The 24,336-nt window shown below is 42.5% G+C and carries 16 protein-coding genes and 2 tRNA genes; 8 read left to right on the forward strand and 10 right to left on the reverse strand.

The features are described 5' to 3' along the window. Positions 1-50 precede the first annotated feature (50 nt). The 9 genes from cas5fv to JMX92_RS09550 all read right to left on the reverse strand — a co-directional run bounded on the left by cas5fv (position 51) and on the right by JMX92_RS09550 (position 11,101). Positions 51-1,130 (reverse strand): type I-Fv CRISPR-associated protein Cas5fv, encoded by a 1,080-nt coding sequence (gene cas5fv, locus JMX92_RS09510; protein WP_227675337.1) that lies wholly within the window; start codon positions 1,128-1,130, stop codon positions 51-53. A gap of 8 nt (positions 1,131-1,138) precedes the next feature. Then, complete coding sequence (gene cas7fv, locus JMX92_RS09515) at positions 1,139-2,092, reverse strand: type I-Fv CRISPR-associated protein Cas7fv (RefSeq protein ID WP_201545360.1); 954 nt, start codon at positions 2,090-2,092, stop codon at positions 1,139-1,141. Positions 2,093-2,134: 42 nt separating this feature from the next. Beyond that, a complete protein-coding gene (cas3, locus tag JMX92_RS09520; RefSeq protein ID WP_201545361.1) occupies positions 2,135-5,176 on the reverse strand; it encodes a CRISPR-associated helicase Cas3' in 3,042 nt (1,013 codons plus the stop codon). 3 nt (positions 5,177-5,179) lie between these two features. After that, positions 5,180-6,172, reverse strand: a complete 993-nt coding sequence (cas1f, locus tag JMX92_RS09525) for a type I-F CRISPR-associated endonuclease Cas1f (protein ID WP_201545383.1) — start codon at positions 6,170-6,172, stop codon at positions 5,180-5,182. A 476-nt stretch (positions 6,173-6,648) separates the two neighbouring features. Beyond that, positions 6,649-6,725: transfer RNA gene (locus JMX92_RS09530), tRNA-Asp, on the reverse strand. Positions 6,726-6,763: 38 nt separating this feature from the next. Then, positions 6,764-6,839: transfer RNA gene (locus JMX92_RS09535), tRNA-Val, on the reverse strand. A 177-nt stretch (positions 6,840-7,016) separates the two neighbouring features. After that, positions 7,017-8,147, reverse strand: coding sequence for a porin (locus JMX92_RS09540; protein WP_201545362.1), 1,131 nt, complete (start codon positions 8,145-8,147; stop codon positions 7,017-7,019). 261 nt (positions 8,148-8,408) lie between these two features. Further along, positions 8,409-9,467 (reverse strand): alpha-hydroxy acid oxidase, encoded by a 1,059-nt coding sequence (locus JMX92_RS09545; protein WP_201545363.1) that lies wholly within the window; start codon positions 9,465-9,467, stop codon positions 8,409-8,411. A 278-nt stretch (positions 9,468-9,745) separates the two neighbouring features. Beyond that, positions 9,746-11,101, reverse strand: a complete 1,356-nt coding sequence (locus JMX92_RS09550) for a cation:dicarboxylate symporter family transporter (RefSeq protein WP_011960702.1) — start codon at positions 11,099-11,101, stop codon at positions 9,746-9,748. A 293-nt stretch (positions 11,102-11,394) separates the two neighbouring features. On the opposite strand from JMX92_RS09550, the gene trpB reads away from it, so the two are divergent. Further along, positions 11,395-12,615 carry a tryptophan synthase subunit beta gene (gene trpB / locus JMX92_RS09555; protein ID WP_201545364.1) on the forward strand — a complete coding sequence of 407 codons (1,221 nt, stop codon included), beginning with the start codon at positions 11,395-11,397 and terminating at the stop codon, positions 12,613-12,615. Positions 12,616-12,641: 26 nt separating this feature from the next. On the opposite strand, the gene JMX92_RS09560 is transcribed toward trpB, so the two are convergent. Continuing rightward, positions 12,642-13,226 (reverse strand): AAA family ATPase, encoded by a 585-nt coding sequence (locus JMX92_RS09560; RefSeq protein ID WP_201545365.1) that lies wholly within the window; start codon positions 13,224-13,226, stop codon positions 12,642-12,644. Between the two features lie 308 nt (positions 13,227-13,534). Between JMX92_RS09560 and JMX92_RS09565 the strand changes: the two genes are divergently transcribed. From JMX92_RS09565 to ruvB, 7 genes are all read left to right on the forward strand, one after another. Next, a complete protein-coding gene (locus JMX92_RS09565) occupies positions 13,535-14,680 on the forward strand; it encodes a beta-ketoacyl-ACP synthase III (RefSeq protein WP_011960699.1) in 1,146 nt (381 codons plus the stop codon). A gap of 316 nt (positions 14,681-14,996) precedes the next feature. Next, positions 14,997-16,091 carry a peptide chain release factor 1 gene (gene prfA / locus JMX92_RS09570; protein WP_011960698.1) on the forward strand — a complete coding sequence of 365 codons (1,095 nt, stop codon included), beginning with the start codon at positions 14,997-14,999 and terminating at the stop codon, positions 16,089-16,091. A gap of 131 nt (positions 16,092-16,222) precedes the next feature. Next, positions 16,223-17,755, forward strand: a complete 1,533-nt coding sequence (gene lysS / locus JMX92_RS09575) for a lysine--tRNA ligase (protein WP_201545366.1) — start codon at positions 16,223-16,225, stop codon at positions 17,753-17,755. A gap of 322 nt (positions 17,756-18,077) precedes the next feature. Next, positions 18,078-19,532 (forward strand): hypothetical protein, encoded by a 1,455-nt coding sequence (locus tag JMX92_RS09580; RefSeq protein WP_201545368.1) that lies wholly within the window; start codon positions 18,078-18,080, stop codon positions 19,530-19,532. Positions 19,533-19,662: 130 nt separating this feature from the next. Further along, positions 19,663-21,918 (forward strand): DNA polymerase III subunit gamma/tau, encoded by a 2,256-nt coding sequence (gene dnaX, locus JMX92_RS09585; protein ID WP_201545370.1) that lies wholly within the window; start codon positions 19,663-19,665, stop codon positions 21,916-21,918. 150 nt (positions 21,919-22,068) lie between these two features. Beyond that, positions 22,069-22,971, forward strand: a complete 903-nt coding sequence (locus tag JMX92_RS09590; RefSeq protein WP_041773683.1) for a LysR family transcriptional regulator — start codon at positions 22,069-22,071, stop codon at positions 22,969-22,971. A 310-nt stretch (positions 22,972-23,281) separates the two neighbouring features. Beyond that, positions 23,282-24,259, forward strand: a complete 978-nt coding sequence (gene ruvB / locus JMX92_RS09595; RefSeq protein WP_201545372.1) for a Holliday junction branch migration DNA helicase RuvB — start codon at positions 23,282-23,284, stop codon at positions 24,257-24,259. Positions 24,260-24,336 lie beyond the last annotated feature (77 nt).

Here is a 24,336-nt window from a genome sequence, read left to right on the forward strand (position 1 = left end):
ATTCATAGTACGATTGGTTATGTGTCGCCTTTTGAGTTTGAGAGACGATACTATGATAGTCTTAATGAGTCAAACAAAGCTGCCTGACTCAAGTAATCCACTCTCCGATATACTCGGGGCGGTTCACTGATATCAGAGACATACGCTAAGCCTTTTTTACCTAAATAAAATGAAGAAACACCTGCATCATTTATCTTTCTTCTTAAGTCTTTGGCTCGGTCATTGTCAATATCTAAAATTATCTCTAGCTGACCACTGGCTTTTGCTAAGGTTTGTTTTATCTTACCCTCACCCTTAACAAACTCTTCACGCACAAAGGGATTGCCATAAATGATCTTTTTTCCACCCGTCACATAAGTTTTCATAAAGTCTTTAGGGGTAAAGCCATTGTTTGAAATACCACTTATGCCACCCGCTTTAGTTTTTGCACTACTCATATCATAGCGTTTTTCTAACCGCTGTAATTGTAAATATAGAGCCGAACAATACATAGGCAGGATAAGCTGCTCATCTTTTTTATTAAACGGTTTATACTTTTCGAAGTGACTACTTAGATTATCAGATGCTTGTTTAATAGGACCTTCATAAGCAACAGGTTTATTTTTCTTAATTAATTCAAGCTGGTTTAATATAGATATCGGGTCAAGTTGAAACGGTAAAGCGATAGTTACAGGGGTATTATCAATAATAAAGTCGCATAAGCTCTCTATATCTAAAGCAAGGACGCCCCAGAAATCTTGTGAATAGTCTGATTGGAATATAGGGTCGTTAACTTTAATCATACCCGTAAAAGAGTTTTGATCTGTACTGCCTTTAATGTTACGAATATATGCGATTTCATTACTAATAACTTTTGGATTATCTTTAAAATCAATCTTATCCTCTATATCAGCAAAGTAAAAATGCTCACTTTGCCTAGCCTGATAGAGTTTACGTTGGTCACCAATTAAACGGCTTAATATGCCTAAAACCGTATTTTTAGTTACCGAACGTTGATGATAGTTTTCTGAGTTTTTAAGCGAGGTCATTGACCCAACAAAGTCACGTCCTTTTTTGGGTAAAGGCTCATCATTACTGCCATCCAAAAATGAATTTCGCCATGATGCCTCATAATCTATAACAATTTTCATAGCATATCCTATTTCTCATCAATGGCTTCAAAATAAACCGCATAATCCGTATTTGGCTTACTGCTGGCTTCATCAGGGCTACGTTTGATACGCATCATTTTATTAGAATCATTATAATCAACCTCTACACTATCAACATACATATAGCCTTTGGCTTGCTTAATAGATAAATCTCTAATCATATCAAGCGTTGTATTGACCAATATGTCAATGGCGACTTGGTCGAGCAATATACCTGCTTCGCCCTCTTGGTAGATAGTGCCTTTACGCACATAGTTAGGATGAAAAGTTGCTTTTGGCGTCTTATCTGGATCTAAAGATTGAATAAAGTCTTGTACTTTTTGAGCAATATCATCACCTTGATTGTCTTTAATAGTCATGGCAGCACGGTCAAATTTATTATCCAAAGAAATAAATTCTAATTGCTCGATGCTTATCGAACCATAAGAGATATATTTAGTATCGCCAAATGTCGTTTTAGAAAAGAAAGAAGAGCTGTCACGTTCACCTGCTTGTCCAAACTGTTCAAAATTACCATTACCCAGTTGGTCAACAAAGTCTTCGATAAGTAGAGGGCTGGTACGTTTGCTTTGACTAGCAGGCACAACATAACCTCGTACTAAACCTGTGATTGAGGCAATAACCTTATCTAAGCTTTTTTCACCCGCAAAATGCAAATCAAAAGCTTGGTCACGGAATAAATGATGACGGATACAGTTTTGACTGATATATAGTGGCGTTTCTTTAAAGTCAATATCGGTGGCTTCTTTTTTGTATTTATAACCCGTTTCTTCTTTTACTTTACCTGTTAGATTTGTATAGCCACGAAGCTTGGGTAGAGTGTGATTATCTACTGTACGACCTTCGCTACTTAAAGTTGTTGGTCCGTTCCAGTTGACCACACCGTGTCCGTGAGCGACCACTTTAAAATCTACGCTTTTAATGCCTGTAACTTTATTCATTATTCTACTCCTTGAGCTATTTAATATTTAGGTTGGTATAAATCAGTCTTCGACTGAATCTGGATTATTTAATTGATCTATCGACATTGTGCCTACGGGTTGTTTTTTACTTAATACATAATACATAGCATAAGGGTGGCGCTCCCGTTCTCCACCAATAGATTCTAAGTCCTCAGTGGTATAGCTAAGGTAAATAGGGGATTCTGGGGAACGAGCCTCGTTTAATCGTACATAATCGTTATATGCTTTTTTTGCCCCATCTTCTTTTTTTATATTGTGATGTTTAGCCTGCATAAAGGCGACTAGATTTTTAGCCCCATCCCCATAACCTTGGATGCGCTCTACAGACTCAGTTAAGCCTATAGTGACTTTACTATGATCAGAGTCTTCATCATAAGCATATTGATTAATAAAAGTAGGATTTAAATTATTATCTACTTCACAAACTGCCATTTGTACAAAGCGATTATTTCCACGCAATGAGTTTTTAGACATCTTAGCAATACCCTCCTTAGAACATTTAGATTTTGGCGGTACGCTAATGGGATCCACAACCTTATCGTTAATTAATTGCACACTCTGTTTTAAGGACTTTATGGTATCTTCTTCAATAGCAATTTTTGACTGGTCATCTTTATAAAAGTTTTTATACAGCGTATAAAGTTGATTAAGAGTAACGGGTTCGTCGTCACCATTATCTTGCATGTAGTTTTGTAAATAATTCAGCCAAGCTAAAGCACTGTTCCATACATTCAAACTGGCTAGAAACTTTGCTTGATGACTATTTTGCTTACCTTTTAATACCGATTGAGGAATGACAGTAATGTATTGATTAATATCTGTATGTTCACCAAAGCGGTCAAGACGTCCTAAGCGTTGTAACCAGTTTTCAGCACTGGTTAAATCGGTATACATTTGCTCGCAGGTGATATTAAGCGAGGCTTGCACAATAGGTCCGCTACGCAAAACCTGATACTGACCATTGCCATTTCTCTTAAAGCAGTTAAATACTTTATTGAACCATTCCACTTTATCTGTTCGGGTGTATTTTGAGTGGATAAGAATACTGTTTTCATCGTTTTGATGGCGTAGAAAACCAAGCTGAGCATCTTGGGCAGTATTAGTAATTACAAAGGTAGTTTTATCTGTGTCTATCTTATTTGTTATTAATGGGTTTGGTTCTTCAGTTTCATCATAGCTTTTAAATTGCAGTTGATATTTTGCACTGTTAAAGCTTTCTACTCTAACAAAATAGGACTCTTTAATATTAAGTACTTTTTTAACAAAATAGTCATGGGGCGTAGCGGACACCAGCAAAGTGTTCGCTAATATGCCACGACATTTTTTAGCTTCAATCAGTTCTGCAAATAATAAGTTGAAAGCAGGCATCGGTATCAGTTCATGAAATTCATCAAACACCACATGGGCTTGCATGAAGTCCACCATGGACGTTACTTTGTTATGTGAAATAATATTATTAATGACTTGATCGATTGTCGTAATGACAATATCACCGCTAAAGTAGTCACTATCAACTGTATCGGGTGCATCTTGTATAGACTGTCCGCCTGTAATAATTTTTTTATATTCTCCTGTAAATATCTCTATACGACTATTAGGCAAATAATCATCTTGAGTCAAATCATTCAGTAAACCTAAGCAGACTTGCACACGAGGACACACCCAAATAATCTTTTGAGCATTGGTCTTGAGTGCCCACTCTAAAGCAATCTTAGTTTTACCACAGCCCGCAGGTCCTTGTAGTACACCAATAGTCGCACCCTCATCAAATTCAGCCTCATCCTTCAGGTCTGCAAGTTGAGTTGATGCAAGGTTTTGTGAATGGTTTCGCTCACTATTTGGATAACGGGATTCAAACCTTATAAGGCACTTTTCAATCTCATTGACTAAGTGACTGTCTTCTAGAAAAACAGCATCAAGTGCTTGATATAAATTGCCTTCTCGTAAATAATCGGCTAAATCCTCTTTTGACATTTTTGAGACTATTCTGTCAGCGCTGATAACCGCCATACGCACAAGATTATTTAAGGCATTAGGTTTAATGTCTTTAGTAAACTCGACTACTTCTTCTGATAAGGCATCGTAGTTTTTATAACTAGGCAGCTCTGATTGAGTCAAATTAAATTTATAGTTGAAATTAGGCGTTAAGTCTTTAATTTCAGTGTCAATACCTGCATAACCTTCACTTAATAACTGAACTTCTTTTAAGACGGCTTGTAGCTCATCCATAACTCTTTCTAATGTAGTTGTTTCTAGAGATTTGGAGAATATCCTATGGATACCACGAGCTTGTGAAAAGAACCTATTGTCTTTACGAAATGGGCGGGTATGATGCCAATATATACCGTGGAAAATCTGAGCTGTTTGTGCTGAATTTAGCGTATCAGTGGGTAATATGGATTGTGCCAGTAACCAAGATATCTCATGATGGCGTGGATGCTTCTCAAATGTAAATTTCGTATGACCTCTAATACTAGCGTCAATATGCACACCATCATTGGGTAAGTCTGGTAAATCAAGATCTTCTTCATTGTCTATTTTGGGCTGTTTTTTGATTTTGGACGTTAGCCAGTTTTGAAACTGAGGATCAATTTTGCCTATATCGTGCAAGATACCCGCAATGTATACTGCTTTGGCTAAATTAGAGTGATTTATACCTAACCTTTCAATTAACTTATAACCTAAATAACCAACAGCAAATAAATGTTGGCTTAATGGCTGTTTATTTGTATTTGCTAAAATATTAGCTGTTGCTATTGGTAAATCCATAAAAACCTCTTTTGTTGTCCAATTCACAGGCACAAAACCCACCTCATTAAATTTACGTTTATTACCCACTATCCATACCAGTTCGGTACGCTGGCGAGTACGCACACGGTGGCAACTGACTGCCATTGAGCGGGTAGCAGATTGTCGTAATAAGCGTTTAACCGTCGTTAATCCTTCTTCGGTAATGGCGGTTTGCCACACGTTATCGCCAATACGATTGGCAAAGGCATCTAAAATACGCCGAGTCCGTCTTAAAGCTTTCTTCTCACATTGAGAGACAAAGGTGACGAGCATAATTTATATCTCCCAATCCGTCTTCAAAGCCAAATCCTTCACCACCTCAAACATCGCATCAAGCGCTTTATATTGGGTAAAATAATTTAAGCACTCTTGGCGAAATTCCTGTTCGCTGAGGTTCTCACTGGCGCAAATAAAGGATAGGGGCAGTACCAGCGCATCTTTAACAATATCAGCGATATCAAACACCAATGCCCCGCGACGGGTCTTGCCGTGCATCACCGCAAAGCCATGCGGAATACCGAGCACCCAAGCGGTGGTTGCGCCCAGACCGTAGGCGAGATAATTACCGTGATTTAGGAAGCTATTGGCTTTATCAAGACCATCGTGGTCACGAGTAAAACCACTATAATTGGTATTTTGCGCAGCAAGTTTATACAAGGATTTGGTTAATCGGGCTTCTAGCTGTAGTAGGTGCATAACGTTATCTTGCACCACAATTTGGCTTTGATGCGTATCTAGCAAGCTTGCGATATCTGGCTGCTGACTGTCAAAGCCATGTTGTTTAAAGTCTTTGTCTCGTTGCCAAACTGAGCGCAAAAATTCAATGCGGGCCAGTTGCATCATTTGCGCTGCTTGCAAGCGTTTGTCATCATCAAACCACCAGCTCATCCAGCCTTGAATGTATTCGGTGGGGCGGTATTCACTTTGCGGGGTCAGCCACTCGATAAAGAACTCTTTTTCGCTACCCATAAACAGCGGCGTACCACCACCGCCACAAAACCCAACCAACACGCCGGCTTGAGACAGCAGACGCATAGCAGCATTGGTGATAGAGGTGCCTGTGCCAAGTAGGATAGAGGTGGTATTGGCGATGGGGATATTGAAATATTGATTGGCTTTGTCGTCTTCAGTGAGGTACAGCACACGGCCATCTTTTTGCATGACGCGGCAATGGGATAGGTAATAAATATTGGCACGTTTAGAGTGCAGGATAGTCTTCAGATCAGAGGAGAAAAAGCTGTTATCGGTATAAGCATTTTTATTCGTCATCATATCCCTTCGTGTGTAAAGCCATTCTTAGTACATGGTTTTATACTACTTAAAAAAAGACAATCAAACAATAGAGCTGACAGCACTAAACGACAGCTAGTGACGTTTAATATAAGTAATAACTGCTTTTAGCTAATATAGTATTGCTAGGCTGAAGATGATGAGCGTGAGGGTTTGTTTTATGAGATAGTGGGGAATAGAAAACCCGATTTGAGACTATTATTAATATCAAGCAATACGATAAAACACCTGATTTGGGTCGAGAAAGCCACTATTTGGTCAAGCCAGCTTATCTGTTAATAGACGCATATAAATAAAATCAGAGAATAAGATACCTGTAGATCAGTAATATATTTTTAGAATTAAAAATATATAAATCAATAAGTTATAAGAATATACAGACACAAAAAAACCTCAAGTATTTCTACTTGAGGTTGAAACTGTTAAGCTAAATAAAGCTTATTAAGTTTTAAATATGGCGCAGCGGACGGGACTCGAACCCGCGACCCCCGGCGTGACAGGCCGGTATTCTAACCAACTGAACTACCGCTGCTTAGGTCGATTAGTAAGTTTAAACACTAACTAATATAGTGGTGGGTGATGACGGATTCGAACCGCCGACATTCTGCGTGTAAGGCAGACGCTCTACCAACTGAGCTAATCACCCTCGCTCTGTGGATGTGTATTATATAGATTTTATGACCCTTGTCAAACCTAAAAACCAATTAATCGGCAGAAAAATAGAACATAAGACAGTTTTTAGGGCCATTTGTGACTTTGTTGGCCAACAGCCTTAGATTTTACACCAACCTAATCTATATGAATAAGCGCTAAGAGCGGCGGACTAGAACTTGTATTGAAGACCTGTGCCAATAGCAAAATAATCTGAGTCACCTTTGGCATACAGAGGGGTTAATTCACCGTTGGCATCCTCTTGTGTGCCAAGATATCCTTCCACATCTTTTGCCTTGTTATAACCCATATAAGCATGGGCAATGACGTTATCTTTAAAGTTATATTCACCACCGATCGCAATCTGATTAGAGTCTGCGCCAGAGATACCATGTAAATCAGTACTTCTATTGTACTGAGCATATACTGAGGCAGGTCTTGCGAAGTTGCTTAAGCCGAGCTTTGCACTAAGTACCATGCCTTTTTCTTTTTCTGAGTAGCCATTATAATCAGCCACTTGGTATAAGGCGCCTAACGTAACAGGCACGTTAGTGGATTTGGCTAAATCATAGGTGGCGGTACCGCGCACAAGAGACCCTGAGATTTCTAGGTCCTTGTCATAAGCAACGCTTGCCACCAAGCCATTATTAGGCTTATAGGTGAGATAGCTGCCAAAGCCTTCGCCATTGTGGTATTCATTATCCTCATCCGCCTGATACATCACAAACAGCTCAAATGGCAAATCCTTACGCTCTGGTGACTGCCAGAAGAGGACATTAGATACCCGAGGTACGGCATCGGTCATGTTCAGTGCGTTAACAGATTGTGTGGTTTTTGACAATTGAGTCGTGCCGTTATTGTCCCAGATGCCTTTAGCAACAACGACATTGTTAATCAAATCCACAGGGGTCCAGTAGCGACCGGCTCTTATTGTGCCCCATGTATCATTTTTTAAGCCTAAATAGTTACTACGATTGGGCAAATCAACACTTGAGCCATTACTTTCGGTCAAATTCACACCAAATTGAAACTGGTAAACCACGTCTGTAGTCGCACTAATAGGCTCTGAACCTCGAAGACCTATTGTTGATTTATAAGTTTTGATATGAAAGTCATCTTCTCCGTATTTACCACTGCCTTGGTAGGTAGGATACTTATCTGCTAACTGCTTTTTATCTGCATCAAAGTTTGCGTCAGAATAATAGCCTTGTACAAACAAGTTGCCGAATAGCTTGGGCGCTTCTGCATAAGCGGCAGGGCAACAAAAATAAAACAAGGCAAGAGGAGCAACGATCTTTTTCATAAATAAAACTCTTTATTGAAGTAAGAATCAGCAGAGATGGCCAAAATTTGGTGACATATGTCAATTAATGTAGAGTTTATATTACAGATATTTATCCATAAGTAAATAGTTTAACCGTTATCTGTGGCTATCTATAATCGCGCCCAGCGCTTCTTTTCATAAAAAAATCGGCCTGCAAGACAGACCGATTTTTAAATATATAGTGATAAAACTTAGGGATAAGCGCTTGGATCGCCCTATTAAAATATGAATATCATTGGGCTATTTCCAGATTACCGAATGGTCAATACTATTAATGGTGTTGTACCCAGTTAATGTCATTGCCATTTCAAATTCATGTTGTAAGATTTTAAGCGCTTTGGCCACACCCTCTGATCCTGCCGCTCCCAATGCTTGAGCAATCGGTTTGCCTAATAGCAATGCGTCAGCGCCTAAAGCCAAAGCCTTTAAGACGTCCGTACCACGGCGGATACCGCCATCGATGAGTACGGGAACTCTATGGTCGACACGCTCAGCTACTCGCTGTAATGCCTCAATGGTTGGCGGCGCGGTATCTAATTTACGCCCTCCGTGGTTAGAAACAATAATACCAGAGGCGCCAATATCAAGGGCTCGTTGTGCATCTTCAGCATTAACGATGCCTTTAATCAGTACCGGCAAGGAAGTATAAGCAATCAGCATTTCCACTTCTTGCCAAGAGACAGGGGCTGGCCGGCCAATCTTATAAGGCATGTTCAAGTCTTTAGACAGCTCAAAGCCGACCTTGTCTTCTTCATTGCGTACAGCCGCGGCAACAGAATCTAGGGTAATACACACCGCTTTGCAGCCGGCCGCTTCTGCTTGTTTTAGCACTTTTTTGGCAAATTCTAAGTCATCTTGGATATACAATTGAAACCAAATCGGCGTGGTCGCAACTTGCTGAATATCTTCTAAAGAGGTGGTGGTAAAGGAGCTAATGACACAAGCTGTTTTGGCCTCTCCAGCGCCTTTGACAGTAGCAAGCTCACCGTCAGGATGCATGGTTTTTTGGAAAGCAAAAGGGTCGACTAAAATTGGATAGGCCAACTCATCACCAAATAAGGTCACTTTAGTATCTAGCTTTTTTGCATCATTTAACACTCTAGGGTTTAAGGTGATGTGGTCATAAGCACGGTGGTTATTTTGATGCGTAATTTCATCGCCGGCACCAGTTGAGACGTAGGCAAATGCGCCTTTGCTCATTTTCTTTTTTGCCAATACTTCAAAGTCAAAAAGATTGGTGACTTGCGACAAGTCATTAATCTCATAATCGGCGTTAATGTCTGTGCTGGGGTGAGTCATGTTTATAAAGCTCCTTATATTTATTATTAATAGGTTTTTTAATTGGACAGGTTTAGAGTAATTTCACAGTACGGGGCTTGCCTGTTAATAATATTAAAGCCAATATAGTTTGTTAAATGTAGTGTTGTTGTATTGAAGGTATAAAGAGTCGTAAGGGTGTGGGCATAAAAATACCCCATAAATTGTGGTCAAATTATGGGGCGAATATCGGTAAGATTTAATGGCTGGGCTGATTTGTAATAGCTTAAATATAGGCTGGGTTAAAGTCAGCGTTAAAGTCAGCTAGGCTGGCCTTGATAGTCTGCATGATGCGCCACATCACCCAGTACCTTATTGCCGACCACGCCTGCGGTAATCGAGCCGCTGACGTTAACCAAAGTACGCATCATATCGATAAGTGGCTCGATAGAAATCAGCAGGCCAGCCAGCTCTAGTGGCATACCTAATGTGGACAGCACGATAATGGCCGCAAAAGTTGCGCCACCGCCGACACCTGCCACCCCAAATGAGGCAATCATAGAGATGCCCACGACGGAGGCAATAAAACTCATAGACCAAGGGTCAATGCCCATAGTGGGGGCAATCATCATTGCTAACATCGCAGGATACACACCTGCACAGCCATTTTGACCAATGGTTGAACCAAAGGATGCTGAAAAGTTAGCAATTGGCTTGGCAATACCCAGCTCATTGACTTGCGCATCGATACTTAGCGGTATGGTTGCCGCAGAGCTACGTGAGGTAAAGGCAAAGGTCAATACCGGAGCGATTTTCTTAAAGTGGCTAATGGGCGAGCGTCCAGTAAGCGTAATAATCAAGGCGTGCACAATAAGCATAATAAATAGTGCAACATAAGAGGCGATTAAGAATTTGGCCAATTGCCAAATAGCGCCGGCATCAGTGGTGACAATGACTTTAATCATGAGCGCTAAGATACCATAAGGCGTTAGGCGGATGATTAAGCGTACCAACGCCATGACCCAGCTTTGAGCGATATCGATACCTTTGATAATCATGGCGCCTTTTTCAGGGTCATTTTTATTAACGGTTAAAGCGGCGATACCCAATAAGCTTGCGATGACCACAGCTGAAATCATTGAGGTGCTTTCAAGACCGGCTAAGGTGCCGCCAATGCTGGTCGGTATAAAGCTTAAAATCAGGCCCGGAATGGTCAAATCGGCCACTTGGCTGCTGCTTTCTATGATACTTTGGCTACGAGCTATCTCTTGCTCACCGGCCACAATAGAGCTGGCATCAAGGTGGAATAAATTGGCAATAATCGCCCCGTCAAAGGCTGCGATACCGGTAGTAATGATTAAGGTGCTGATAATCCAAAAGCTCATCGAACCAATCATAGAGGCTTTTTCTAATCGAGCAATGGCTGCCAAGATGGAGATAAATACCAAAGGCATTGCTATCATTTTTAATAAATTCACATAGCCATTACCAACGATATTTACCCAAGGTAAAAAGCTTTCTGTATCCAATCCTAGGCTCGATATTACCAGCCCATAGATCACCCCAAGAAATAGGCCTAAAAATACACTGCGGCTTAACGAATCGCTTTGACGATGATAACGCCATAGACCGTACAGCAGGCCAACAAAGAGGATCAATAAGACAAAAACAAGCATCTCAAACTCCGCAATCAAAACAAACGGACTATTATCCAGACTTGTAGGATAAGGTCTAGCGCTAAATAGAGGAGTTATTATTCCTTTAGGTTATAAGGGATGTATATTTTTGTTTGTAGTTGCGGCGCTGGGTTTACAAGAATTTAGGTCATATTGTGGCTTGACCGGAAGAATAAGTTAATTTAGAATTCGTATCAGTGTACTAGAACACAAAAACACTAAGGCATAGAAAGCATAGATAGGTAGATACAAAGCATTATTTAAATATTTTTTATAGCAGGCTAGGGGCAAATATGACACAGATAAAAGACAGCTATGGTTTACACGCATCGACACTACCAGACACCCAAGGCCTATATGGCGAGTTTGGGGGAAAAATTAGTCATCCTGAACTGGCACGAGCGCTAGATGAGCTAGAGACTGGATTTCGTGAAATTATTAAAAATGATGACTTTATCGCCGAGATGAAGCGCCTGCGTGAGACTTATGTAGGCAGACCTAGCCCGATTTATCATGCTAAGCGACTGACAGCGCACTGCGGCGGTGCGCAAATTTATCTAAAGCGTGAGGACTTAAATCACACCGGCGCCCACAAAATCAACCACTGCTTAGGTGAGGTGCTACTGGCCAAAAAACTGGGAAAAACCAAGGTAATCGCTGAGACCGGTGCAGGCCAGCATGGGGTAGCATTGGCGACGGCGGCAGCACTTATGGGCGTGGCCTGCGAGATTCATATGGGGGTGGTCGATATCAAAAAAGAGCATCCTAATGTCAGCCGTATGAAAATCTTGGGCGCCAATCTGGTGCCCGTATCACAAGGCGCTGGTACCTTAAAAGAGGCGGTTGATAGTGCTTTTGAGGCGTATTTGGGTGATATTAAAAACAGTATGTTTGCCATTGGCTCAGTGGTTGGTCCCGCGCCTTATCCTGAGATGGTCGGGTACTTTCAATCGGTTATTGGCCATGAAGCGCGCGAGCAGTTCTTACAGGCGACTGGTAGTTTACCTAATAAAGTCGTGGCTTGTGTCGGTGGCGGCTCCAACGCCATGGGTCTATTCAGCGGCTTTATGGAAGATGATGTCGTTGAGAAGATTGGTGTTGAGCCGGCAGGCGAGGGGTTAGATACGCCGAATCATGCGGCCACCATGACTAAAGGCGTCAAAGGTGAGATACAAGGCTTTAAGTGTTATGTGCTACTTAATGACAAAGGCGAGCCGGCACAAGTGCATTCTATCGCTTCAGGGCTAGACTATCCGGGCGTTGGTCCTCAGCACTCTTATTTGCGTGATGCCAATTTGACCACTTATGAAGCAATCACAGATAAAGAATGTTTAGAGGCGTTCATGGCCCTGTCTCGCCTGGAGGGTATTATCCCAGCACTGGAGTCCTCACATGCGGTGGCTTATGCAATGAAGATTGCCAAAGACATGCCGGCTGATCAAAGCATCTTGGTCAACTTGTCCGGTCGAGGTGATAAAGACATTGACTTTGTATTACAGAAAATTAAGGTATAGTCACAGCTTATCCAAAAGCTGTCTTATCATAAACCAGCGTCAAGCCACTGGGTAACTTGCTTTACCCGTGCTTGACGAGTCCCACCAATGCGTAAAAATGGCTTATTGTGCTCAGTTAAGGCATCGATAAACGCTTGGGTAATCTGCTCTCGCTGCTGGGGCGCGTCACGTAAGTCATCCGCCACCCAAGGCACATCCACCTGCGTTAGCAAGATCAAGTCGTAATGATGGCTCAGTGCTGCAGCCTTAAGCGCGGCTGGACACTCATTATAATACCAATACGCATACACCATAATCTCAAATAAAGCGGTATCACAAAACAGATAGCGATTGGCCACCGCTGCCTGCTGATTTTCGGTCGCAACTTGCCCATAGGCAATTGGCATTAAATCCTGCCATTCACAAACGCTTTGAGTGGTGTCCCATTTGTGCTGCAAATAGGGGCGCATGTACTCAATTACCCACTGAGTCTGATAATGCTGAGCCAAATCTTGGCATAGGGTCGTTTTGCCAGTACTTTCGGCACCAAGGATAAGCACCTTTTTGATACCGGCTGGCGTGTGCTGCTGTAACTCGGCTTCTAAATGAGCTTGTGATACCTTAATAGGCATTTTAAAATAACCTTTTTATATTAATAAACGCTTGTACACTGAAAAATAGCAATTTATAGTTATCAATTGCGCCATAAATAAGCTGAGATAGAAAAAGATAAAGAATTTATCACACTCAGTATTAGGAATAATGACACAAAACAGGCATAATATTAGGCTTGTGCTTAAAATGCCAACCGAGGGTCAAATACTGCAACTTAGTTTTTCAGTCACTTGACACCGCAATAAAAAAAACAGCTTCACCTCTTTGAGCGTGATAACTTTTAGTATGACACATAATTAATTTGCTAAGAATAATAGGAAGCAATATGAAAACATATATTACAGGGACAGGTCTATATATTCCGCCATATAGCATCAGTAATGAAGAGCTTGTTGACTCATTCAACCAGTATGTCGCTAATTATAATACTCAATACGCCAGCGAAATTGAAGCAGGGACCCGTGACGCACTAGAGCCTTCATCGGCTGAGTTTATTGAAAAAGTATCGGGTATTAAGTCGCGATATGTTATGGACAAAAAAGGCATTTTAGACCCTGAAATTATGGCACCTGTATTGCCGGCTCGTAAGCTGGGTGAAGAGCTGTCTTTAATGGCTGAGATGGGGGTGGATGCCCTACAACAAGCTTTAGCAGAAGCCGGCCTTGAGGCCACTGAGCTTGACGGAATTATTGTGGCCTGTTCAAACTTACCCCGCGCTTATCCTGCATTGGCCATTGAGATTCAACATGCCATCGGTATGGTGGGCGGCTTCGCTTATGACATGAACGTGGCTTGTAGCGCCGCAACCTTTGGTATCGCTCAAGCAGTGGGTACGATTAAAGGCGGCTTAGGCACTAAAATTGCTGTGGTAAACGTTGAGATTACTACCTCGCACCTAAACTTCCGTAACCGTGATAGCCACTTTATCTTTGGTGATGTGGCGACGGCCTCTATTATTGAGCAGCTAGATACACCAAAAGGCTATGAGATTTTAGACAGCAAACTGTTTACTCAGTTTTCAATCAATATCAAAAATGAATATAGCTTCTTAGACAGATGCGAGTATTTAGCAGCAGGTACTGAGCTGTATCATGATCTAAAAGAACCGGTAACGGATAAGCTGTTTTTACAAAATGGCCGTAAGGTGTTTCGCGAAGTATGTCCTAAAGTCTCTGAGATGATCAGTGAGCATTTGCAAGAGAACAACTTTAAGCCTGAAGAAGTAAAAATGATGTGGCTACACCAAGCCAACTTAAACATGATCAATCTAATTTTACGCAGTGTGGTCGGCAAAGATGCTGACCCTGCGCTTGCGCCCACTGTGATTGATGAATTTGGTAACACCAGTTCAGCCAGCCCCGTGATTGTATTCCATCGCTTTAAAGATCAGCTGCAATCAGGCGATTTGGGCGTCATGTGCTCCTTTGGTGCCGGTTACTCAATCGGCTCAGTGCTGGTGCGCAAAGTTTAACTCATTGGTTATAAAGTGCATTTTATCTAAGATTAAGCAGGTCATTGGGCCTGCTTAATTCGTTAGGCCATGAATTTAACATCGTGAGTATCGGTATTTTCGCCAAAATTTGTTATAATTAGCCACTTTGTGTAAGTCGCTACATTTTTATAGCGCAAAGCCTATACAAAGCTTCCTCGTATAATTACCGAAATAATTATCAAAAATCAGTAAACTAATGACCCTAATAAGCTTTCAACCTTAAGCTTAACTATCGATAGTTACTGAAGTATGACCCTATATCTCGTTACTAACTTCACTGAAGAAAAGATTACTTATGAAAGACTCGTTAAGAGAACGCTTAGATCAAATGGTAGACCGCTTTGAAGAAGTGACTGCCTTGTTGTCTGATCCTGATACCATCAGCGATAATAATAAATTTCGCGAGTTATCTATGGAGCACAGCGAGCTGTCAGAGATTACCGCTTTGTGGCAGCGCTATCGTCAGGCTGAAATTGATAAAAAAGATGCACAAGAGATGATCAACGATGCATCAGATCCTGATATGAAAGAGATGATGCAAGAGGAGATTGACTCAGCCAGCCGTGATATTGAGGCGATGGAAGAAGAGCTGAACGTCATGATGCTGCCAAAAGATCCTAATGATAAAGTACCTGCCTTCTTAGAAATCCGTGCCGGTACCGGCGGTGATGAAGCGGCTATTTTCTCAGGCGATCTGTTTCGTATGTATGAGCGTTATGCCTCTTCACAAGGCTGGACTATCGAAGTGCTGTCAGCCAACGAAGGCGAGCACGGCGGATATAAAGAGATTATCAGCCGAGTATCAGGTAATGATGTGTATGGCCGCTTAAAGTTTGAATCAGGCGCACACCGAGTACAACGTGTTCCTGAAACAGAAAGCCAAGGCCGTGTTCACACATCAGCGTGTACGGTTGCGGTGATGCCCGAGGTGGAGATTGATGATACGGTAGAGCTAAACCCAGCCGATATTCGTATGGATACCTTCCGCTCAAGCGGCGCCGGTGGTCAGCACGTAAACACCACCGACTCGGCGGTACGTTTGACTCACATTCCAACGGGTGTGGTCGCTGAATGTCAACAAGAGCGCAGTCAACATAAAAACCGTGCCAAAGCCATGCAAATGCTAATCGCCCGTATTCAGCAAGCCAAAGTGCAAGAGCAGGTCGATACTGCAGATGCCCTACGCCGCAACTTAGTGGGTAGTGGCGATCGCAGTGAGCGCATTCGTACTTACAACTTCCCACAAGGTCGTATGACCGACCACCGTATCAACTTAACCCTATATAAGTTAGATGCTATTATGGAAGGCGATTTAACAGAGCTACTTGATGCGTTAAATCGTGAACACCAGGCCGATTTAATGGCCAGTATCGGGGGTGGAGACGATTAATTCACCGCTTTGTTATGATGGTGCTTCAGGCTGATTACGCATTTAACGCTTGAAGCACAGCAGCTAAGCGTGTCAAATTAGTCATTTATCCTTATTACCATTTACCTTTTTGAATAACTTTGGAAACTGTAATGTCTAACCAATCAACGAACGATCAAGATCAAATTCCATCAGCAGAAGATACCAATGACCTGATTGCTCAGCGCCAAGCCAAACTTGACGAGATCAGCGCTGCTGGCAAAATCGCTTATCCGAATCAGTTCAAGCGCACTGATTATGCTGAGGATTTACAAAAACAGTTCGAAGGCATTACAAAGCAAGAAATCGAAGAAAAGGCCGCCAATGGCGACAAAACTCAGGTGAGCATTGCCGGTCGTGTGATGCTAAACCGCGGCGCCTTTATTGTTATTCAAGACATGACAGGACGTATTCAGCTGTATGTGGCGCGCAAAGAGCTCGATGAAGACAGCCTAGCGTTAATCAAATCCCTAGATTTGGGTGATATTATTGGTGTGAGCGGCTATATTGGCCGTTCGGGTAAAGGTGATTTATACGTTCATATCGAACAAATTACTTTATTAACCAAGTCTTTACGTCCTATGCCAAATAAGTTCCATGGCCTAGCAGACACAGAAGCACGCTATCGCAACCGTCATTTAGACTTAATGACCAACGAATCTAGCCGCAATACGTTTATGATTCGTAGCCAAGTGATTAGTGGTATCCGTAAATTCATGCTCAATGAGCGCTTTATGGAAGTTGAGACCCCAATGATGCATCCCATTCCAGGGGGTGCTGTGGCGCGTCCATTTATTACCCATCACAATGCGTTAGATATGCCATTATATTTACGTATTGCCCCTGAGCTGTATCTAAAGCGTTTGGTCGTGGGCGGCTTTGAGCGGGTATTTGAGATTAACCGTAGCTTCCGTAATGAAGGGGTATCTACCCGCCACAATCCTGAATTCACCATGATTGAGTTTTATCAAGCCTATGCCGATTATAAGGACTTGATGGATTTAACTGAGTGTTTATTTAACCAACTGGCGATGGATATTTTAGGGACGACTGAGCTGACCTATCAAGAAGAAACCATCAGTCTCAAAGCACCTTTTGCTCGTTTAAGCATGACAGATGCCATTGCTCAGTATGCCGAAGGCTTCGATATGTCTAAAGTAGCGGACAGAGATTACCTAGCTGACTATGCTCAAAATGTATTAAAGCAGCAAGTCAAAGAAGGCTTCGGTATTGGTAAACTGCAAACCATTATCTTTGAAGAGACTGCTGAGCATAAGCTGCGTCAGCCGACCTTCATTACCCAGTACCCTGCTGAGACCTCACCGCTTGCACGCCGCAACGATGAAAATCCTGAGATTACTGACCGCTTTGAGTTGTTCATTGGCGGTCGTGAGATTGCCAATGGCTTTAGTGAGTTAAATGACCCCGCTGACCAAGCCGAACGCTTCCACAATCAAGTGGCCGAAAAAGACGCAGGTGATGATGAAGCGATGCATTTTGATGCAGACTATGTCGAAGCCTTAGCTTATGGTCTGCCACCGACAGCGGGTGAGGGTATTGGTATCGACCGTTTGGTCATGCTATTTACAGATGCAGCCAGCATCCGTGATGTGATTTTATTCCCGCACATGCGCATCAAGCACTAAAAGATCAGCGGTAAGTTTGACACTTACCTGCTCAGTGAATTACTTATCAGACTGACTGAGCACAACCACACAGTGTTTAGTTTAATTAATAGGACTGCTTACTTGGGCAGTCCTATGTTTTTTTAGTAAATAGGTGTCAAAAATAGCGAAAACCCTTATCTTCAATAGGATGCAGAGCTTACAGTGGCGCTTATACTTGAGTAAAAAATAGCCCAAAATTGCCATAAATCCATTAACACATGTGCAACAGGAATAAAAAAGCGGTATAGTAATAATCGTTGTCTCTTGATTATATATTCACAGTTTAGGTTAAATGGATGTTATGGCAAATTACTCAGCCCAAAGAATAAAAAGTGTGGCGTTAAATAATGATAAAAGACGCTATGCGAAACAGGATTCAGAAGACGCCCCTGAGCCGATTCAGGCAGTACCCACAGTACCCACGACCCCTCGCAATATGAGCAATAAAAGGCCGTTAATTAATCCATTGTCTGAAGGCGGTGCGCCTAAAGTATCCAAGCCGCAGCCTGAGATGGATATACAATCACTTGCTGTGGCAAGCTTTAATTGGTTGCAGATGCTTCACCGTACCTTTTTATCGGTTTACTTAATTGCAGACGATGCTTTAGTCGGTGCAGGAAAATTCGACTTTGCTTTTCAAATTGGCAATCAGCGCTTATATGTGCTCACCCACGAAGAAATAGAGAGGGTTGAAAGTACCAGTGTGTCCAAATCGTTTATGGCGCAGTTAACGCAGCAAGCCGCCACTTATATTAATAAGCGCTATCAACAAATCAGCAGCCGCTTTGAGCTGCCGGTATCGGGTGATGATGGTTTGGCAAATGTGCACTATGTGGGTCTGACTGCCATTACCCTAAACCATGAAGGTAGGGACTATCAAATAGAGCACGAGTTTGGCAGCACTTTTTTTCAAGAAGACTGCGTGCTAGATTTAGATGATGAAAGCCGAGTGATGCAGCTGTTTAGTTTAAATGGCTTTTATCAGATGATAAAGCTGCTGCAGACGCCGAGCGATTTATTAAGCTTCTTTGATTATCACTTAGAGCAGCTGGTGAACTTTCATGATTTTTCGGGTGAATACGCCTTAGCACAGCACTTTTTGGCAAGTCCTGCTTTTTTTAAGCGCGCCGTGGCAGTACAGCAACAACTGGTAGAAATTGGTCTACTATCAAAGGTTGAGACCCGCTTGAGTGATATGGTGGCACAGCCTGATAATGCCCAGATTCCAGCTGAGCTTGAAAAAAAGCATGCCGAATTGTCTCAAAAGCTGCAAAGCTATTCTAGCATCTTTCAAAAGCTGTTAAATGGTACGACTAAGCGCCGTCATGACGCTCAAGATACGCTACCTTTACCACAAGTTAAATTGTTGGTCGCTGAGTCTATGTATACCCGCATGAGTATCATCGAAGAGATGATGGCTTATGAGACCCGGTCACAACAAGAGTGTTTAAACGGCTACTTGTGTCATCAACACTCTTATAATGACTTTGGTCATCATTACGTCATTGTGGTTTATGGGCTTGATGCCAATGCTGAGTATTCTCGTCAGTATATTGGACACAATCATCAAAACTTACTCATGGATATCAATGCTCAGTTACAAGATCCGGCAATGAAAGAGTATTTTATCCTAGGCTTTGACATGTCAAATCATGATGGCAAAGGCAATGTCACGGTACAGATGGATGTATTTCATCAGTCAGGCTCAGTGATGTCTGATATTGAAAAAAGATATTATCAGCAGGCCCATGCTTAATTAGTATCAGCGGCTGTATGCTAGTAGTCTGCTTTCAAGGTAATGTATTAAATCAGTGGCAAGTCACCTAGGTGGGCTTGCCACTTTTAATCCACAATTTTTTTAATCGTTATAGGTTTGGTTGTCTATTATGTCGCAGCAATATCAAGTTTTAGCACGTAAGTATCGTCCAAAGAACTTCCACGAGTTGGTTGGACAGTCACATGTGTCTAAAGCCTTAATTAATGCCATTGATCATAATCGGCTACACCATGCCTACTTATTTACTGGGACTCGCGGAGTGGGTAAGACCACCATCGCCCGTATTTTGTCCAAGTGTCTAAACTGTGAAACTGGGGTAACCAGTACGCCTTGTGGAGTTTGTAGCAGCTGCGTTGCTATTGATCAAGGCCGCTTTATTGACTTAATTGAGATCGACGCCGCCTCTCGCACCAAGGTAGAGGATACGCGTGAGCTTATTGATAATGTGCCTTATGCGCCTACTCAAGGTCGATACAAAGTTTACCTAATAGACGAAGTGCACATGCTCTCAACCCACAGCTTTAATGCTCTATTAAAGACATTAGAAGAGCCGCCAGCGCATGTTAAGTTTTTATTGGCCACCACAGACCCCCAAAAGCTGCCAATCACCATTATCAGTCGCTGCCTACAATTTGTACTGCGACCGTTACCGCAGCAAGCGCTTAGTGACCATATTGCTAATTTGTTGACTCAAGAAAACATTGATTTTACGCAACCGGCGTTATGGCAGTTGGCCAATGCTGCCAAAGGCTCGGTGCGTGATGCCTTGTCTTTAACCGATCAAGCCATTGCGTTTGGTCAAGGTCGATTGACCGATGAGACGGTTAATGACATGTTGGGGCTTATTGATAGTGCAGACTTAATTAGCCTATTACTGGATATCTATCAAGGTAATGCGCCTGCGCTCTCAGCACACATTGAGCAGATGCGGGCGCAGTTGGTCGATGCAGGCAGTATGTTTGATGGGCTGGCTGATTTATTGCATCAAATTGCTATGGTGCAGCTGCTGCCTAATGTCTCACTCAACGTCAATGACCTGCAAGCTCAGCAGATTACAGCATTGGCGGCGCAGATTGGTCCGGATGTCTTGCAGCTATATTATCAGATTGTCATTCAAGGCCGTGAGCAGATTAAGCTTGCCAATACACCCTTGCAAGCGCTTGAGATGTGCTTATTAAGATTGCTGGCCTTTAGACCGCTGGCGCTAAATGAAGTGGCGGTGGCGAGCTCAAACACACCTGCCCATAAAGCATCCTCTGACCAGCCGGCGAGTATCGAGATGCAGGCACCACATACTAACGCTGACCAGGCTGAAGATTACTTAACTGAGCAGGCCTTATCCGCCACAAGCACTGAGTCTATGGCGGATACAAATATTGAGCCACAATCGCCTAATGTTAATGATGCTGATATTAATAATACAGCAAATATCGATGTTAAAACCCATCAAGACGATTATCAACTGAGCAGTACATCTGGTGCTGATATCAATCCTGCGTCATTGAATGAAACAGATTTTGCCACCCCATTAGCTTCTGAGCCAACGGCTCAAGATACTAGGCCGCAATTAGAGGAGCAAGCTGTTGATATTAAGGAAGATTCTGATTTTGATGGTGACTATCAAAATAATAGTAGTTATTTATCAACTAATACTTCCCTTGAGAGAAAAAGTGATTTAGAATTACGCCTTTCCAAATCGGCGCTCGACTCAGAGCCGCTAATCTCTGTAGACCAGGAAGATCAAGTCAAGACGAAGGACAGTTCATCAGTTACATCATTATCGTCAGCCCAGCCCACTGAAAACTCACACCCGGAAGCCGAACACGCGGCGCCGGTTGATTCAGTGATTTCAAATACTGTTGAACATCAAGATCCGCAGATCACTTTATCTGCTGAGGATCCGCGTAGTCTATTAAAATGCCCGGAGCAAACGTTAGAGGGCGAGTGGACCCCAGATAAATGGGACTATTGGTTACAAACCGCTCGTGAATCAGGTGCCTTGGCGCAGGATCAGCTGGCAATGGCCCGACAAGGGGTTATGACTGGTGAAATTAGTGGCCGTAGCGAGTTTAAAGTTGCCTTTGATACCAAAAACATGCAGAGCATTTTTCAGCATTTGGCTAATCATTTGACGCAGCAATTTGGGGCAGAAGTATCGATTGCCATCGATACCTCATTAAACTCGGAGCAAGCTGAGCTTTTGCCACAAAGCAGACAAAAAAATCGTGAAATTCAGGCCAAAAATTATGCTCAAGAGCTCATCACTAACAGTCCCGTGATGCAGCGTCTTATCCATGACGCACAAGGGAAAATAACCAGTTTGAAGCTTTTTGAGGTCGAAAAAAACCCACAAAAAAATTGTTAATTTGTTCTGAATGCATTCTGTAATAGTCTTACACAAAAAGTAAACCTAAAAAACTAAAAAAGTAGGCATTTGTCTGTAATTTCTCAACAATTGTCTACTTAAATGAGGTATACTGTCTTGCTTAAATTACATAGTTAGGTGTTAAGAATGATGTTAGACAATTTACGAGGAATGGCGGTTTTCGCCAGTGTTGTCGGCCATGGTTCATTTAGTGGAGCCGCTCGACAATTAGGTATCACTACCAGTGCAGTGAGCCAACAAATTCGCTCTCTTGAAAAAGATTTGGGCGTAGTACTGTTACACAGATCGACTCGTAAGCTTAGCTTGACTGAAGCTGGTGCAAGCTTTTATGAGTCAGCCAAAGATGTGGTAACTGCTGCAGACCAAGGGCGTATCAAAGTCAACCAATTGCGTGATGAGCTAGCAGGCAGTCTGCGTATTGCAACGACGCCAGAGTTGGGTGTTAACCACATCCTTCCCGCTCTATCGACTTGGATGTCAGCTCATGATGACTTAAGTATCTACTTCCTAGCAGATAACCATTATATCGATATGATTGATGAGCGCGCGGATATTGCTATTCGTATGAGCCCACAAATCAAAGATAGCTCGGTAGCTACTTATCCATTGGCTGAAGTTAAGCAGATGCTTGTGGCTTCTCCGCACTATCTAAGACAGCACGAAAAAATCACTAAACCAAAAGATCTGGCCAACCATCAGTTAATTAGCATTGACTTGATGAAAGATCCTAATACGCTAGATTTTAGCAGCATCGAAACCGGTAAGAAAAACCGCGTTAAGATCACCTCTAGAATTCAAACCAATAATGTGTTTTTAGCAACAACCTTGGCAAAAGAAGGCCATGGCTTAGTACGTGTGATGTCTTTAGATGTGCAAAAAGAATTGGCTTCTGGTGAGCTAGTAGAAGTCATTCCAGAATATTCACTACCTCATTTCGTTTTATATGCAGTTACTTTAGATCGCGAGCAACAACCGGCAAAAATTACCCGTTGTCTTGAGGTTTTAAAGAAGCATTTTCATGCTGCTGCCTAGTCAATAGACACAGTCAAGCTTAAAAGATAAATCTATATTATATAAAAGGTTCTTTCTTTTTAAGTCTTACGCTATAGTAATGACTTGCGATTATTTATTGTATATCGTAAGTTGTTACTAGAGCGTAATTTTTTTGTCTGTGCGTTTTGTTTTTAGAGTATGCGCTTTCGAGCATGTTGAACGATCCTAAGACGCCAGTTTTATGACACTTATTCACTTACGTTTTAACCCTCAGTGAGGGATGATGTAACGCTCCTTTTAAGCAGGCTTAGCTTGCTCTCTTTTTTGCAAAATTGAATGTAAATATCTTATGGAAAATAGACTTATACATCCTGTAGAGCGGGTGGATGATAGCGTAGATAATAATATTCGCCCCAGTACATTGGCAGAATATATTGGTCAGCCGGTGGTGCGTGAGCAGATGGAGGTTTTCATTGAAGCGGCTCGTAGAAGGAATGAGGCGTTAGACCATACGTTAATTTTCGGGCCTCCGGGTCTGGGTAAGACCACTTTGGCCAATATTATTGCGCGTGAAATGGGCGGAAATCTTCGCTCCACTTCAGGTCCGGTACTTGAGCGTGCCGGTGATTTAGCAGCTATGCTCACTAATTTGGAAGAAGGCGATGTGCTTTTTATTGATGAAATCCATCGCTTAAGCCCGGTGATTGAAGAGATCTTGTATCCTGCCATGGAAGACTTCCAGCTTGATATCATGATAGGTGAGGGGCCAGCAGCCCGTTCTATCAAGCTTGATTTGCCACCCTTTACTTTGGTAGCTGCCACCACACGTGCCGGCCTATTGACCTCTCCGTTAAGAGATCGCTTCGGTATTGTACAGCGCTTAGAGTTTTATAATATTGAAGACTTGACGACTATTGTTAGCCGTTCAGCGCGTCTGATGAATGTGGTGATGACGCCTGAAGGGGCGGTGGAGGTGGCACGTCGTTCACGAGGCACACCGCGTATTGCCAACCGTTTGCTGCGCCGGGTACGTGACTATGCTCAGGTGAAATCAAATGGTGAGGTAACTGGTGAGATTGCAGACAGTGCGCTCGATATGCTGGCAGTGGACAGACGCGGTTTAGATCATCTTGATCGCCGCTATATTGAAATGGTACATGCCCGCTTTGATAACGGTCCAGCAGGTGTAGAGGCCATTGCTGCGGCGATGGCTGAAGATAGAGGCACTCTAGAGGATGTGATTGAGCCTTATCTTATCCAACAAGGCTATGTTCTACGTACTGCTCGTGGCCGAGTACTGACTCAAATGGCCATTGATCAGCTCTAAGCGGCAGTCATATCCAGATATAATAAAAACAAGCTGATTAGACTTGTCCTTTTTTATGCCAGGTTACGCAGTGCGTA

It is taken from the genome of Psychrobacter sp. H7-1 (genome assembly GCF_904846585.1).
GTDB lineage: Bacteria > Pseudomonadota > Gammaproteobacteria > Pseudomonadales > Moraxellaceae > Psychrobacter > Psychrobacter raelei.